At 56.7% G+C, this 13,078-nt stretch carries 14 protein-coding genes and 2 pseudogenes; 9 read left to right on the top strand and 7 right to left on the bottom strand.

The window, feature by feature from the left end:
* Both E5J99_RS18665 and E5J99_RS18660 read left to right on the top strand, forming a co-directional pair.
* A pseudogene (locus tag E5J99_RS18665) lies at nucleotides 1-117 on the top strand (IS5/IS1182 family transposase); the annotation flags it as partial.
* 144 nt (nucleotides 118-261) lie between these two features.
* On the top strand, nucleotides 262-549 hold the full coding sequence (locus E5J99_RS18660; protein WP_135499337.1) for a YMGG-like glycine zipper-containing protein: 288 nt from the start codon (nucleotides 262-264) through the stop codon (nucleotides 547-549).
* A gap of 79 nt (nucleotides 550-628) precedes the next feature.
* Here E5J99_RS18660 and E5J99_RS18655 read toward each other — a convergent pair whose 3' ends face one another.
* The 5 genes and pseudogenes from E5J99_RS18655 to E5J99_RS18635 form a co-directional block, all read right to left on the bottom strand.
* Complete coding sequence (locus E5J99_RS18655; protein ID WP_135499336.1) at nucleotides 629-1,798, bottom strand: extracellular catalytic domain type 1 short-chain-length polyhydroxyalkanoate depolymerase; 1,170 nt, start codon at nucleotides 1,796-1,798, stop codon at nucleotides 629-631.
* A 149-nt stretch (nucleotides 1,799-1,947) separates the two neighbouring features.
* Nucleotides 1,948-2,166 (bottom strand): annotated as a pseudogene (locus E5J99_RS18650) (DUF72 domain-containing protein); the annotation flags it as partial.
* A 46-nt stretch (nucleotides 2,167-2,212) separates the two neighbouring features.
* The gene (locus E5J99_RS18645) at nucleotides 2,213-4,444 is read right to left on the bottom strand and encodes a xanthine dehydrogenase family protein molybdopterin-binding subunit (RefSeq protein WP_135499334.1); all 2,232 of its coding nucleotides are present in this window, start codon (nucleotides 4,442-4,444) and stop codon (nucleotides 2,213-2,215) included.
* Nucleotides 4,441-5,463 carry an FAD binding domain-containing protein gene (locus E5J99_RS18640; RefSeq protein WP_135499333.1) on the bottom strand — a complete coding sequence of 341 codons (1,023 nt, stop codon included), beginning with the start codon at nucleotides 5,461-5,463 and terminating at the stop codon, nucleotides 4,441-4,443. Before E5J99_RS18640 ends, E5J99_RS18645 begins: the two co-directional genes overlap by 4 nt.
* Nucleotides 5,456-5,992: a (2Fe-2S)-binding protein gene (locus E5J99_RS18635; RefSeq protein ID WP_135499332.1), complete on the bottom strand. Its 537-nt coding sequence runs from the start codon at nucleotides 5,990-5,992 to the stop codon at nucleotides 5,456-5,458. The genes E5J99_RS18640 and E5J99_RS18635 overlap by 8 nt, the downstream gene beginning before the upstream one ends.
* A gap of 387 nt (nucleotides 5,993-6,379) precedes the next feature.
* Here E5J99_RS18635 and E5J99_RS18630 point away from each other — a divergent pair, with 387 nt between their 5' ends.
* Both E5J99_RS18630 and E5J99_RS18625 read left to right on the top strand, forming a co-directional pair.
* Complete coding sequence (locus tag E5J99_RS18630; RefSeq protein WP_135499331.1) at nucleotides 6,380-7,489, top strand: S41 family peptidase; 1,110 nt, start codon at nucleotides 6,380-6,382, stop codon at nucleotides 7,487-7,489.
* 251 nt (nucleotides 7,490-7,740) lie between these two features.
* Nucleotides 7,741-8,082, top strand: a complete 342-nt coding sequence (locus E5J99_RS18625; protein WP_135499330.1) for a hypothetical protein — start codon at nucleotides 7,741-7,743, stop codon at nucleotides 8,080-8,082.
* A 128-nt stretch (nucleotides 8,083-8,210) separates the two neighbouring features.
* On the opposite strand, the gene E5J99_RS18620 is transcribed toward E5J99_RS18625, so the two are convergent.
* Nucleotides 8,211-8,495: a TIGR03643 family protein gene (locus E5J99_RS18620; RefSeq protein WP_135499329.1), complete on the bottom strand. Its 285-nt coding sequence runs from the start codon at nucleotides 8,493-8,495 to the stop codon at nucleotides 8,211-8,213.
* A gap of 344 nt (nucleotides 8,496-8,839) precedes the next feature.
* Between E5J99_RS18620 and E5J99_RS18615 the strand changes: the two genes are divergently transcribed.
* From E5J99_RS18615 to E5J99_RS22105, 4 genes are all read left to right on the top strand, one after another.
* Nucleotides 8,840-9,631, top strand: a complete 792-nt coding sequence (locus E5J99_RS18615; RefSeq protein WP_135499328.1) for an SDR family NAD(P)-dependent oxidoreductase — start codon at nucleotides 8,840-8,842, stop codon at nucleotides 9,629-9,631.
* Nucleotides 9,632-9,998: 367 nt separating this feature from the next.
* Complete coding sequence (locus E5J99_RS21425) at nucleotides 9,999-10,166, top strand: hypothetical protein (protein ID WP_167852218.1); 168 nt, start codon at nucleotides 9,999-10,001, stop codon at nucleotides 10,164-10,166.
* A gap of 39 nt (nucleotides 10,167-10,205) precedes the next feature.
* Complete coding sequence (locus tag E5J99_RS18610) at nucleotides 10,206-10,874, top strand: T9SS type A sorting domain-containing protein (protein ID WP_135499327.1); 669 nt, start codon at nucleotides 10,206-10,208, stop codon at nucleotides 10,872-10,874.
* A 345-nt stretch (nucleotides 10,875-11,219) separates the two neighbouring features.
* The gene (locus E5J99_RS22105) at nucleotides 11,220-11,354 is read left to right on the top strand and encodes a hypothetical protein (RefSeq protein ID WP_262713057.1); all 135 of its coding nucleotides are present in this window, start codon (nucleotides 11,220-11,222) and stop codon (nucleotides 11,352-11,354) included.
* A gap of 94 nt (nucleotides 11,355-11,448) precedes the next feature.
* Here E5J99_RS22105 and E5J99_RS18605 read toward each other — a convergent pair whose 3' ends face one another.
* Complete coding sequence (locus E5J99_RS18605) at nucleotides 11,449-12,324, bottom strand: DUF4238 domain-containing protein (RefSeq protein WP_135499326.1); 876 nt, start codon at nucleotides 12,322-12,324, stop codon at nucleotides 11,449-11,451.
* A gap of 39 nt (nucleotides 12,325-12,363) precedes the next feature.
* Between E5J99_RS18605 and E5J99_RS18600 the strand changes: the two genes are divergently transcribed.
* A complete protein-coding gene (locus E5J99_RS18600; protein WP_135499325.1) occupies nucleotides 12,364-12,999 on the top strand; it encodes a serine protease family protein in 636 nt (211 codons plus the stop codon).
* Nucleotides 13,000-13,078: the final 79 nt, after the last annotated feature.

Below are 13,078 nucleotides of genomic sequence, written 5' to 3'. Positions count from 1 at the left end.
TGGCTCAACCGCTTCCGCCACCTGCTGATTCGTTGGGCCAAAAAACCCGAAAACTATCTGGCCATGCTCCATTTTGCTTGCGCTCGAATCACCTGGTATAACTGCCTATTTGGATAGGCTCTTAGTATTCCGCTTTTCAGGTTTGTCTACCTACTAAGCTCTAGTGCTCATGCACTTTTGCGGAAAAGACTGGTAACCCTCCGCAACTGAGCTCCGTTTTAGGCGCACGGTTCTACTTCCTCACCTTTAAATTCAAACGTCATGAAAACGTTCAAGCTATATATGTCCATGCTGGTGGCCGTCCTGATGCTCAGCAGCAACTTCAACGATGCCCAAGCCCAAACGCAGCAAAAGAAAGGCTGGAGCAAAAAGGCTAAAGGAGCCGCCATTGGCGGCGGGGCCGGGGCCGTGGGCGGAGCCGTAGTGGGCGGCACCAAAGGAGCCATTATTGGCGGGGTAGCCGGAGCGGCAGCCGGGGGCATTATTGGCCGGAAGAAGGATAAAAAGAAGGACCCGGTTCGGCACGCGGAGTATTCGCGCAAGGACTAGCTCAACCTGATCTGCTGACACACGAACGGGCCCCGGATAGTACTATCCGGGGCCCGTTCGTGTGTCAGCAGATCAGCGGCTACTGCTTCAGAATTTTCTGGTGGTAACGGTGTCCTTCGGCTTTCACCTCCACTATATAGAGGCCATTACGCCAGCTGGTCGTGGTAATCCGGACGGTACCATCGGTGGCTACAGAAGCCTGCGCCGGCACAGATTCGCCCAGCATATTCGTGATTGAAATCTGGGCCTCCCGCAGGGACTTGTTGGCCCGAATGGTGATTATATCCGTGGCGGGGTTAGGATACATGGTAACGCCCAGTGCAGGAGCGGCAACGCCGGCGGCCAGCGGCGTACTAAGCCGACTGAGCCGGTAGCGCCGCAAAAAACGCCATACTTCGCGGCTGGCATTGATGTCGCGGTTGGTGACGCCAATGTTTACGGCCGCTCCCGGCCAGGTGTGGCCGCCGTTGATGATTTTGTAATGTTCGACTACGCTACCGGCGCGGCCACCGCCATACACATAGCGCTCGGCCGTGCTGCCATCGGTGGTATTGATGTCGGGCACCGCCGTAACGACCGGAGTAGGCGAGCAGCCATTGAACCGCACCCAATAGTCAAGTACCGTCGGAATAGGCACGAACAGAAAGTTACCGTTGTAGGGCACGGTGTTGTCGGCCGTGCCGTGAATTTCGATGATGGGCACGGGATGCTGGGGGGTGCAGGCGGCCAGGCGGCTTTGCACAATGCTGCCCGTAACGGAGCCGACGGCGGCCACCCGGTTACTGAGCTTACAGGCCAGCTCGTAGCTCATAAAGCCACCGTTACTCATCCCGGTGCTATAAATACGGTCGGGGTCGATGGTGTAGCGCGTCTGCAGGAACGTGAGCAGCTCCGACAGAAACGCCACGTCATCGACGCCGGAGCCCGGGGCCGTAAACGTGTTCCAGAAGCGGCTGCCGGAGCCGTCGACCGTACCGTTGGCATGCACGATAATGAAATTGGCTGTGTCGGCAATGGGCCGGAAGTCGCCGTAGAATTCCTGCTCCACGTTGCTGGAACCATAGCCGTGCAGATTGAACAGCAGCGGCACGGCCTTGGCGGGCGAATAGGCCGCCGGCACGTACAGTCGATACTCGCGCGTGATACCGCCGCTAACGATAGTGCCCTGCACAGTAGTTTGGGCCGTTGCTACGCGAGGCATACCCGCCAACAGCAGCAGCAGAACAACAGACTGGAGTAAAGTTTTCATAGCTGGAAAAGGTTAGGTAAGAGGAACAGGAATGCAAGTAACGCAAACCGATTAAGAGCGTGTTTGGGAATTGGTGAAAACCCCGTTTGTGTCATGCTCATCTGGCGTCCGCTTGTCGAAGCATGACATAGTAAAATCCCAAACACGCTCTAAGGTGCGGCTTGGAAAACGGCAGAAGCAGCCTGACCGGGAGGCAGCAAGCGCTGCATGACTTTGGCATCGGCGACCCCTACTCCGCCGATACCATTGTTGAAATACAAATACGCCTGCATCAGCGTGGGAATGGCGGCCACTTCCGTGGCGATACGCTGTAGAAATTCAGGGCTGTAGGCTGACGTATACAGTTCCGGCACGCCATGAAAGCGCCCCGAAAACCAAGTGGCTCCGGGGCGCTTCTGTTGCTGCTTATGCTACCTACAGCAACTTACCAATCGAAATCGGCAGGTTGCGGATGCGCTTGCCGGTGGCGTGGTACACGGCGTTGGCAATAGCGGCGGCCACGCCCAGCAGGCCTACTTCACCGATGCCTTTGACGCCCAGCGGGTTCACGATATCATCTTCCTCCTCCACGAACACCACGTCGATGTCGTGAATATCGGCGCAGACGGGGACGTGGTATTCGGCGTAGTTGTGGTTCATGTAGCGGCCAAAGCCGTGGTCCATCACGCTTTCTTCCATCATGGCCATGCTGATGCCCCACACCACTGACCCCAGCACCTGGCTGCGGGCCGTTTTGGGGTTCAGAATGCGGCCGGCGGCTACGGCATTCACCACCCGCGTAACGTGCACCGTGCCCAGGTCCTCGTCTACTTTCACTTCCACAAATACCGCATTATGGGCGTGCAGCGAGTACTGGCTCTGCCTGGCCATGTCGGGGCTGGCCGAGCCGTCGGCCTCCAGCTTTTCCTGGCCGTTGGCGGGCAATATGTCACGAATCACGACAGCCTGGGTTGGGTCGCTATAGAGCCGAATTTGCCCATTCACGAACTGCACATCTTTGTAGGTAACACCTTTCAGTGGGCTGTCTTCCATCTTCTGGGCCAGCTTAAGCAGCTTTTCGCCCAAGGCGTCGCAGGCCGCTTTCACGCCCGAGCCCACCGAAGCCGCCGTCCAGGAGCCACCCTGGAGCGGCGCTTCGGGCAGGGCCGTGTCGCCGAGCTCAAACGTTACGGCCTCCAGGGGCAGGCCCATGGTTTCGGCCGCAATCTGGGTCATGATGGTGTAGGTGCCCGTACCGATTTCGTTGGAGCCGCTCTTCACCGTGAGCTTCCCGTCGACGTTGAGCGATGCGCTGGCCGCCGCTTTTTGCTGGCTGGCATCCCACACGCCACCACCCACGCCCCAGCCCACCAGCTGGCTACCGTCGCGCATAGAGCGGGGCTCGGGTGTGCGCTTAGCCCAGCCAAATTTAGCCGCGCCCTCGTGGTAGCACTCGCGCAGCTTCTTGCTCGAAAACGGCTTGTCAGCGTTCTGGTCGCGGGCGGCGTAGTTGCGCAGGCGGAACTCCAGCGGGTCGAGGCCGGCTTTATAGGCCAGCTCATCCATGGCTATTTCGAGCGCAAATGAGCCCGTAGCCGCCCCCGGAGCCCGCATATCGAGTGGGGTGAATACGTCGAGTTTCGCCAGCTCATAGGTCAGCTTCACGTTGTCGCACTGGTAGAGCATGCCCGACCAGTTCACTACGTTTTCGGTGAAGTCTTCAAACTGCGAGGTTTCGGCCAGCGCGTGGTGATGCACGGCCGCCAGCGAGCCGTCCTCGTTGGCTCCCAGCGCCAGGTACTGCAGGGTGTGGGGCCGGTGGCCAAAGCTGAACATCTGCTGCCGCGTGAGCGACACGCGCACCGAGCGTTTCAGCTCCAGCGAGGCCAGCACCGCTAGAAACAGCTGGTACTGAGGCCGCAGCCCCGAGCCAAAGCCGCCCCCGGTATACTTGGATATCACCTGCACATTGTCCTTGCTCAGCCCGAATATCTTCGTAACGTATTGCTGGGAGTTGAATGCGCCCTGTGTTTTATCATACACCTTCAGCTTTTTGTCGCCGAGCCACTCCACGGTGGTGGCAAACATTTCCATCGGGTTGTGGTGCTGGGCCTGATGGATAAATTCGCCTTCCACGCGGTGGGCGGCGTTTTGCAGAGCATCGTTGGGGTTGCCACGGGGCGCGGGCGGCGGCATCCAGCCCGTTTTGCCCCCGCCGGGCTTGTAGCCATCGTCGCGCTTGGCTTCCAGGTCGGTGGCGTGCTCCACTACGTCGTAGTCGATGCGCAGCAGGGACGCGGCGTAGCGGGCCACCTCGAAAGTTTCGGCCACCACCACGGCTACTGGCTGCATATTGAACTTCACCTCGGCACTGTGCAGAGGCCGGAAGGGCGAGCCGCCGGGCGCCACATCATCCTTGTAGCTGCGGTCGAGCCAGGCCAGCGACGGTACGTTTTCGTGCGAGAAAACCTGCAGCACACCCGCAATAGCCAGTATTTCGTCAGTATAAATCTTCGTGATTTTGCCCTTCGTAACAGCACTGCTGACCACGTAGCCGTAGGCCAGATTCGGTACGTTGAACTCGGCGGCATACTTGGCGGCCCCCGTCACTTTGGCGGGCCCGTCGACGCGGCTCGTGGGCTTGCCGATATAGTTGGTAGTGCTCATGGATTCGAGTTTAGAAATACGTCGGTGGCGGTTTGGGTGCCTTCGGCGGCCTGCTTCAGCGCTCGTACGATGGCCCGCTTCGCCAGCTCAATCTTGAAGGTATTGTGGCCGTAGCCTTTCGCCTGCTGCACCACGGCGGTAGCGGCCTTGCGGAATGTTTCTTCCGTGGCGGGCTGCCCTTTCAGCAGATCTTCGGCCGCCGCGTCGCGCCAGGGTTTGTGCGCCACGCCGCCCAGCGCCAGCCGAGCGTCTCGGATGGTGGTGCCGTCCAGCTGCAACGCCGCCGCTACCGACACCAGCGCAAAGGCGTAGGAAGTCCGGTCGCGCAGCTTGAGGTAGCTGAAATGCTGGCTAAAATCCTCGTTGGGCAAGTCAATAGCCGTCACAATTTCATCCGGAGCCAGCGTGTTGTCGAATTGGGGCTGGTCTTCGGGCAGGCGGTGAAAGTCGGCGAACCGCACGGTACGCTCCCCGTTTTTGCCCGTTACCTGCACAGTGGCATCGAGGGCCGCCAGGGCCACGCACATATCCGATGGATGGGTAGCAATGCAGCTCTCGCTGGTGCCCAATACCCCGCACACGCGGTTGTAGCCCCCAATGGCGGAGCAGCCTGAGCCGGGCTCGCGCTTGTTGCACGGCGTGGTCAGATCGTAGAAATAATAGCAGCGGGTGCGCTGCAACAGGTTGCCGCCATTGGTAGCCATGTTGCGCAGCTGGGGCGAGGCGCCCGCCAGAATAGCCTGGCTAAGCAACGGATAGCGTCGCTGCACTTCGGCGTGCCAGGCTGTGTCGGCATTGGTAGCCAGGGCCCCCAGGCGCAGCCCGCCGTCGGGCGTGCCGTCGATAGTTTTCAGGGGCAGATGGTTGATATCGACCAGCCGGGTAGGCCGCTCGATATTCTCCTTCATCAGGTCGAGCAGATTGGTGCCGCCGGCAACAAACCGAACGCTACTCGCCGCCGATTTTTCGCGCACGGCCGCATCTACGGCCGTGGCGCGGGTATAGGTAAAGCTATTCATGCCGCTGGACTTTTTGCGTGGTCAGCACTTCTTCAATGGCCGCCACGATGTTGGTATACGCCCCGCAGCGGCACACATTGCCGCTCATCAGCTCCCGAATTTCGGCCGTGGTCTTGGCCTTGCCCTCCGTGAGCAATGCCGCCGCCGAGCAGATCTGGCCGGGCGTGCAGTAGCCGCACTGGAAGGCGTCGTGGTCGATGAAGGCCTGCTGCAGCGGGTGCAGATTCTGCTCCGTGCCCAGTCCTTCGATGGTCGTAATGTCGGCTCCCTCTTGCATCACGGCCAGCGTGAGGCAGCTATTGATGCGCCTGCCATCGACGAGCACGGTGCAGGCACCGCACTGGCCATGGTCGCAGCCTTTTTTGGTGCCCGTCAGGTCGAGGTACTCGCGCAGGGCATCGAGCAAGGTGGTCCAGGGCGCGATGTGCAGCTGCCTTTCTTCGCCGTTAATCTTCAACGTGACGACACTGGTGGGCGGCAGCGCAATAGCCGGACTGCCCAGCGGGGCCTGGGTTGTTTGTTTGGTCATAAAACAACGCGGATAATAAGGTGAAAGAATGAGGGCGGCAGTAGAGCAAAGCTTCCGGCTGAGTTGGTGCCAACTCTATTGCGGGTGACCGCTGCACTATATGTTACCATACGCCCCCGACAAGATTCGTGTTATAGATTTTTCATTCGGCTTGTGTGGTGCTGCGGTTTGCAAACGCTCACCAAATGACACTTGGGCAGTTGATGGCTTCGCTCGTACTATTTCTCTTCGGTAGCAGCCACTCCAAACGGAGGTTTCGGCACTATCTTGTCGCGCGGTTGGGCCGCAGTTACTGCCCGCTGCTGCCACCGATCAGCTGCCAGTTCCCCGCCCCGTTTACTCGTATCCTTGCCTGCCCCAAACGTTCTGGCTCCACTATCACTACGCATGAGGACTACTATTCCCACGCTATGGCTCCTGCTCATTGTACTCCTCACAACCGGCAGCACGCTCCCTGTACACAATGCCTCCCAACGCGTAAGCCAGCCGGAGAAAGACTTTGAGGTTTTCTGGCAGACCTACAAAGACCATTACGCCTTTTTCCGCCTGCACAACGTCGATTGGGACAAGGCCTACGCCACCTACCGCCCTACCATCACGGCCCGCACCACTGCCGCCGAGCTGCAGGCCACGCTGATTCAGATGGTAAAGCCCCTGGAGGATGGGCATATTACCCTCGTCAAAGGCGACGAGTTTCTGTACAAAGGCACCTCCAAGCGGCACTCCTACAAAACCGAGTTTCGCGAGGTGCAGGATGCCTACTGGCAAACGGCTTATCAGACGTTGCAGGCCGCTGGCTTCGAAAATGTTCGGGCCGTGGGGCTGGTAGTGGGCCGATACCAGCTGCTCTACCTGAGCAAATCGGCCCGGAATGTGGGCTACATCCGCCTGACGCGCTGCTTCGCCGAGCTGTCGGGCGTGATGGGCACCGAGCGCCAGGAAAAAGAAGACCACCAGCGCCTGTTGGCCCTGTTCGACGACGCGGTGCGGGAAATGAGCTCCTGCACGGCCATTATCCTCGATGTACGGGGCAACGGGGGCGGCCATAGCGGCCCGGCAATGGCCAGTCGCTTCGCCAGCCGCCGCCACCTCACGCATCTGGTAGCCGAGCGCCAGCCCGGCGGCTACGAGCGATTCTCGGCCCCGACGCCCGTGTACCTAGCGCCCAACCCGCAGCTGCACTATGACCGGCAGCTCATAGTACTCACCAATGATGGCACGGCCAGCTCGGCCGAGGAGCTCGTCGTGTCGCTCTACCAGCAGCCCAACGTGACGACTATCGGCGACAACACCGCCGGCATGCTCTCTGATATGTACCAAGGCCGCCTTTCCGGCAAGGTGCAGTTCACATTGTCCCACCAGCGGTACTATGCCGCCGACAGCACCTTGCTGGAGAGCATTGGCGTACCCGTGCGCCTGCCCGTAGCCCATTCGCGCAAGGAGCTGGAGCAGCACCTCGACCCCGCTATTACCAAGGCCTTGCAAACCATCCGATAGGCGGCCACTCTATATTATTTTTTTCATAATAATTTTTAATCGTGTAAGATTCGGGCTGTCTTCACGCTTCCTAAACGGGTGCAGGTGCCGCTGATAAGACCGCTACAACCGTAGCACGCGGCCTAGGCCCGTTACCGTTCAGGGGGCAATATGTTTTAACCTCGAATGTTCAAGAAGCTGACGCTCAACCTTGAGACGGCGGCAGGGTATTAGGAGTGTTCTTTTCATTCCAACCACAAACCCTACTTCCTATGGATTCGTCCACAGCCCAACCCAACAGCCAACTCGACGCTACCCTGCAAGCCCTTGGTGGAGGCCTGAGCGCCGCCGCACCAGCCGCTGCCGGCAACATCGACAGCTGGATTTCCACGCTGAACGGTGCGGGCAGCCCCGCCCTGAGCGCCATTTCCTCCGAACTGGAAAACCTGAAAACCGCCATCGGTAGCGGCGACGGTTCCCAAATCGGCCAGTCCTTGAAAACCCTGGGCGAGCATACTACCAAAGCGGCCGCCAGCGCCACGCCCGATGCGCAGGCCAAGCTCCAGCAGCTCGGCCAAACGCTTAGCTCCGCTGCCGCCTCCCTGAAAGGCTAAGCCACAGCGGAGTTCCCCGCAAAACCAGAACAGGCTGCTCCACATGCGTGGGGCAGCCTGTTCTGGTTTTGCGGGGAGTTCGGTTTTTTCGTGGCACCGAGTCGCTCTGCCAAGCTGTGCCCGCCGGGTCACCGCCGCTTGGAGATTTTGTTGAAGGTGATTTTACGCTGCAAGTCGGATTTGAAGCGCGCATCATCTACCGCGCTTTTGGCTTGGTGTTTTGTGGCCCGCCCCTGCACCCTGGCCCGCCACATGCGCCACGAAGAAGCCTTCATTTCCCGGCGCATCAGCTTAATTACGGCTTGTTCGGGGAGGCCGAACTGGGCCTCTATGGCCTCGAAGGGCGTACGGTCTTCCCAGGCCATTTCAATAATCCGGTCGATATCAGCTTCACTTAGCTCCAGGTCTTTCATAGGTGTAGGCGCGAGCCAGGCTGGGTGAAGCTGGCCGCTCGTGTATAAGAAAAACCCACGCCAAGTGTTTTGGGCGACGAGTGGCGCGCCCCTAAGCGTCCTAGGCCGACGACGGACAGCACAAATTACCGGACACTTTTCAGAGGATGCCCTGCCCTGTAGCTCGCCGCAGCTCTGACGGCACGGGGCCAGTCCGGAACTCCAGATCGGTCAGTAAATGGCTACACAGGCAAGCACGACACAATCCGCGAAGCATGCCCACCAGATAAGCCACCTTTCGCCTGCAAAACCGACTCTATATGAGTATCTTAACAGTCCTATCATTCACTTAACCCCTTTCGGCCATGAATGACCAAACCGCCTTGATTACCGGTGCCTCCCGAGGCATCGGCTTCGAGCTGGCCCGCTGCTTCGCCCGCGACGATTTCCGCGTCGTGCTCGTTGCCCGCCACCTCGACGAGCTACAGGAAGCCGCCCGACTGCTCCACCAGGAGTTCGGAGGCGTCGACATTGTGCTGCTGCCCTGCGACCTGAGCCGGCCCGAGACGCCCGAGCAGCTGTACGCCGAAGTGGACCGGCGCGGCCTGCTGATCGATGCCCTGGTCAACGACGCCGGCTTCGGCGAAACCGGCTATTTCACCGACACCGACATGCAGACTGAGTTGAACATGATTCAGGTGAACGCCACTTCCCTGGTGCACCTGACGAAGCTGTTTTTGCGCGACATGCTGGAGCGCAACACGGGGCAGATTCTGCAGGTCGGCTCGGTGGCTTCTTTCTCGCCTAGCCCCTGCCAGGCCGTGTATGCCGCCACCAAGGCCTTCGTGCTCAGCTTCACCGAGGCCGTGCAGCACGAGCTGCGCCAGCAAAAGTCGGCCGTGACGATGACCATTCTCTGCCCGCCGCCCACCGACACGCAGTTCTTCCAGGTGGCGCACGCCGAAAATACCCGCGCCGCCAGCCACCCGGCCTCGGCCCGCGCCGTGGCCCAGGAAGGCTACGACGCCCTCATGGACGGTGCCGCCCGCTCCCTGCCCACCCTCGGGGCCAAGGTCAACTTCTTCTCCAGCCTGGTTCTCCCCGATTCGGTGCTGGCCACGCTCATGAACACGCAGCTGCACGCGGTAGCGAAATAAAGACAACCCTACCTACTGCCCAACGCCTCCCGACGACTTGTTGGGAGGCGTTGCTGTATTCATCGGCTCCGCTAGCAGCAAGCGCCAACGAGTAAGTGCACATTAGCGCAGGTTCTGGAAGTACCGCCCAACTCAGTTTCCCAGCATTACTAACACAATAACCCTTTTACTTCCTGAAATAACGATTCGAACAGCCCTAGCCGGCCAACAAGCCAATCTTCACCTTGTTAACAGCCTTTCAATACGTTACCTCGCTATAGACCTTCCGGCGATGGATGTCACAATTGCACCACATGTTGCCTTGTTGCTTTACTGGGTTGAGCCTATTCTTGTGCTTCGTAAACCCATTTATTTCTTAGCAACACTCATGAAAACACAAGTACTCGTTATTGCAGCATTGGCCGCAGGACTATTCGCGGCTACTCCCACAGTTGCGCAGGTAGGAGTAGGCATAAAAGGCGACTACGAATGCGTGGCGCCGGGCCAGCATACCTATACCTTCGATGGCATGGTACCGGGCCACGACTATTTCTAGGACATTCCCGCGGGCTGGGCGATAGTCTCCGGTGGTGGCATGAATCAAAGCTCGGTCGTAGTCAACATCCCTACCCTGGCCTCCGGCAGTCCCTGTTCAAGCGTCAGCCCGCAGCTTACGGTAATCAGCCAGAACCCACAGAATTACACACTGCCTATTCAGCTGCAAGTCAAACCCGACGCCATTGGCCCCAACCCCTCGCAGGGAGGCTCCCGCTTCAACGTATATCAGGGCGGCACCTACGGCATCAATGTGGCCGGCGGTAACTGTTATCCGGCGGGCACCACGTTCGTTTTCACCACCAACTCGCGCTACTTCACCATCGAAAATAACAACGAGCTATATATAGCCGGCAACGCGCCCAAAGGCTCCCTGGGTAGCGCCATACTCACCGCCACACAACCCAACGGCTGCACCACATTTCGCAGCTACAATATTTTTAACCCAACCACGCCAGCCCCCGTCCGGCTCAGCGGCGCAACGGTCAGTATGTACCCCAATCCAGCAACTTCGGCCGTTACCGTCTCCGCTGGCAGAGAAGGGGCCTATTTGCTGGAGCTGTCCGATCAGTACGGCACGACCGCCCTCAAGCAGCAGTTCACCGGCACGGAAACCATGCTCAACATCCAAGGCCTGCGCGAAGGCGTTTATTCCCTGCGCCTGCTAAGCAAGGCGGGCTGCGTAACCAAGCAGCTGGTTATCGAATAACGCCCCCCGTTTCGGTACAGCACTTTCCGCAAGAACCTCTTCTGCCTCAGGGGAGGCTCTTGCTATGCTAGCCGGCCGTACTTGGTGCCGCCGCAGGTTCTTACGACATACCCTGTACCCTACCGCCCGTGAAGCGTGTAGCCGGGTTGGTTCCTGCGTAGTCTGCCGCTGCGCCCCCGCCCGGCTCCGGCCAGCGCGCCAGATGCTGAGAGAAACGGAAGCTTCTCTTGCGCTGGTACTCCTCCCGCCGCCGTGCCGAGCCATGCGGGTGCCGCTTGAACGAAACGGAAGCTTCTAAGTAGCGGGTGTTTCTTCTGCAAGAACGGGTTATGTTTGCTGCACTGTATGCCACCCCGTAATCCCCCTCCCCGGCGCGCCCGCCCCGCCTGCCGCCCCCAGCCCCGCCCCACGCGGCCCCAGGCGCTACGCCCGCCCCGTCCTGCCGCCCGCCGCCGCCCCGCGCCCGGCGGGTGCCGCTGAGCTAAACCACCGCTTCTCCAGTAGCTTCTTCTCCTGCGCCACCCCCGCCCGCTGCCCGCGCCGCTGAAACGATACGAGAGCTTCTGTGTAGATTTTAAGTGCCTTTCTGTAAAGTCAAAAATATGCCTTCTAAGAACTGTTCATTGATTTCAGTTCGGTTTCTTTTATAATAATTTATCATAAATTTTAAATATTCATCATGCTTGCAGCAAACAAATCTTTTAGCCAAATGAATAATAGCTAAGTCTTTATCTATCGAAAATACGTCTGGTAATTGCTTCATTAATTTGATGTCAGCGAATACGGCTGTACGCTGTGCTGAAAGAGGAAAAATAAATTCTTCGTTAATTCTATCGTGGATTGATTTTGGGTTGAATATTATGGGAAAGTCGCCTGTAATTGGAAACCCTCCCTCTTGGTATAGAATATGCCATTTCGATGTATCATAATTTGCGTTTGCCATTGAGTTTATAGACAAAGAGCCCATAAGAGGCCTTAACATTTTTCGTGCATCTGGCTCATCCATTATGCGCTTATTGATTTCAACGGCTTGTTTGTCGGTGGCTCCTTTAAATTGTAAGCCGAAGTCCTTGATTGAAAGTCTTTGGACAATACTTTCGTAAACAGCATCCAATGCTGGATTCCGCCACCTCATTGTTTCAACAAGGAACTTTAGTCCAACCATAATATCAGATGTGAGGACTGGCTCAGTATGATTAGATTTTTCGATTGCAGAAAGTGTAGTTGCGAAGGTTGATTCAATATGAGAATACATGTCTTCTACCATCACACTTTTCTCACCACCTAAATTTGTTGTGTTTCTGAATTTTTCATAGAATTCATTCTCTGGTCTGCTTTTGCGAAACTCATTTCGAACTTTGTCATAAATTGTAAATCCTCCATTTGTATCTGTGAATCCTCTTAAATAAAACTGGGGAATATAATGGTGTTTTTTGGATAAAGGAGTCATGATTTTCAATGTTAATGCTTAAATTTTTTTGTTTGCGGTATGGAGGCAGTAGTACAGATTTACTATAGAGAAAATGACAGTGATTACTGTTTCATTGGAAGCGGGTTCTTTATTTCGCACAAAATAATTGTTACAGTAGGTCATAACTTTGATGTTCCTGGAAAATACTTTGCTCTATTGAATGGCGAATTTTTAGAGCTTCGGATTCTAAAAAAGGAAAAAGAATTTAAAGGAAATACTAAGATTGATTTAGCTTTATGTGCTTTTGTTGATAGGGATATAGTAAATGAAATCTATTTTGAGCCTGTATCCGAAGCTCCAAAACGGTTTGAAGAGTGCAAGATTATTGGCTTCTCTGTTCATGGCGAAGTTGAAAAGGATGTATGCTATAAGCCTCGAGATATTACGCAATTCATTGAGCATTGTGAGATGCATTTTGAAGGGGCTAATTCAGGAGAATACAATATTGAGTTTTTAGCGCTTTCTCTCCAAAATATAAAGAAAGGCATGAGTGGTGGCGTAATTATAAATACTGAAGGTCAGTACATAGGCGCGTTGATAGGTCCTAGGCTATTTAATACGCCAACGGGAGCTATTGGCAATAGTAACTATTTCGTTATTATGAGTTCAAGTTTCAAAAGGATTCTTCAGTTTCAAAAGGATTCTTCATCTTAAAGAGTCACTATGATATCCAGCGTAAACAGACAAAATTTCTTATTATCTGTTTGCCTTTTGTTGATTTTCCCGCCAAAAA

The organism is Hymenobacter elongatus (assembly GCF_004745955.1).
In the GTDB taxonomy this organism is placed as follows: domain Bacteria; phylum Bacteroidota; class Bacteroidia; order Cytophagales; family Hymenobacteraceae; genus Hymenobacter; species Hymenobacter elongatus.
Note: the sequence above shows the minus strand (reverse complement) of the source record. Positions and strands in the feature narration are given on the sequence as shown.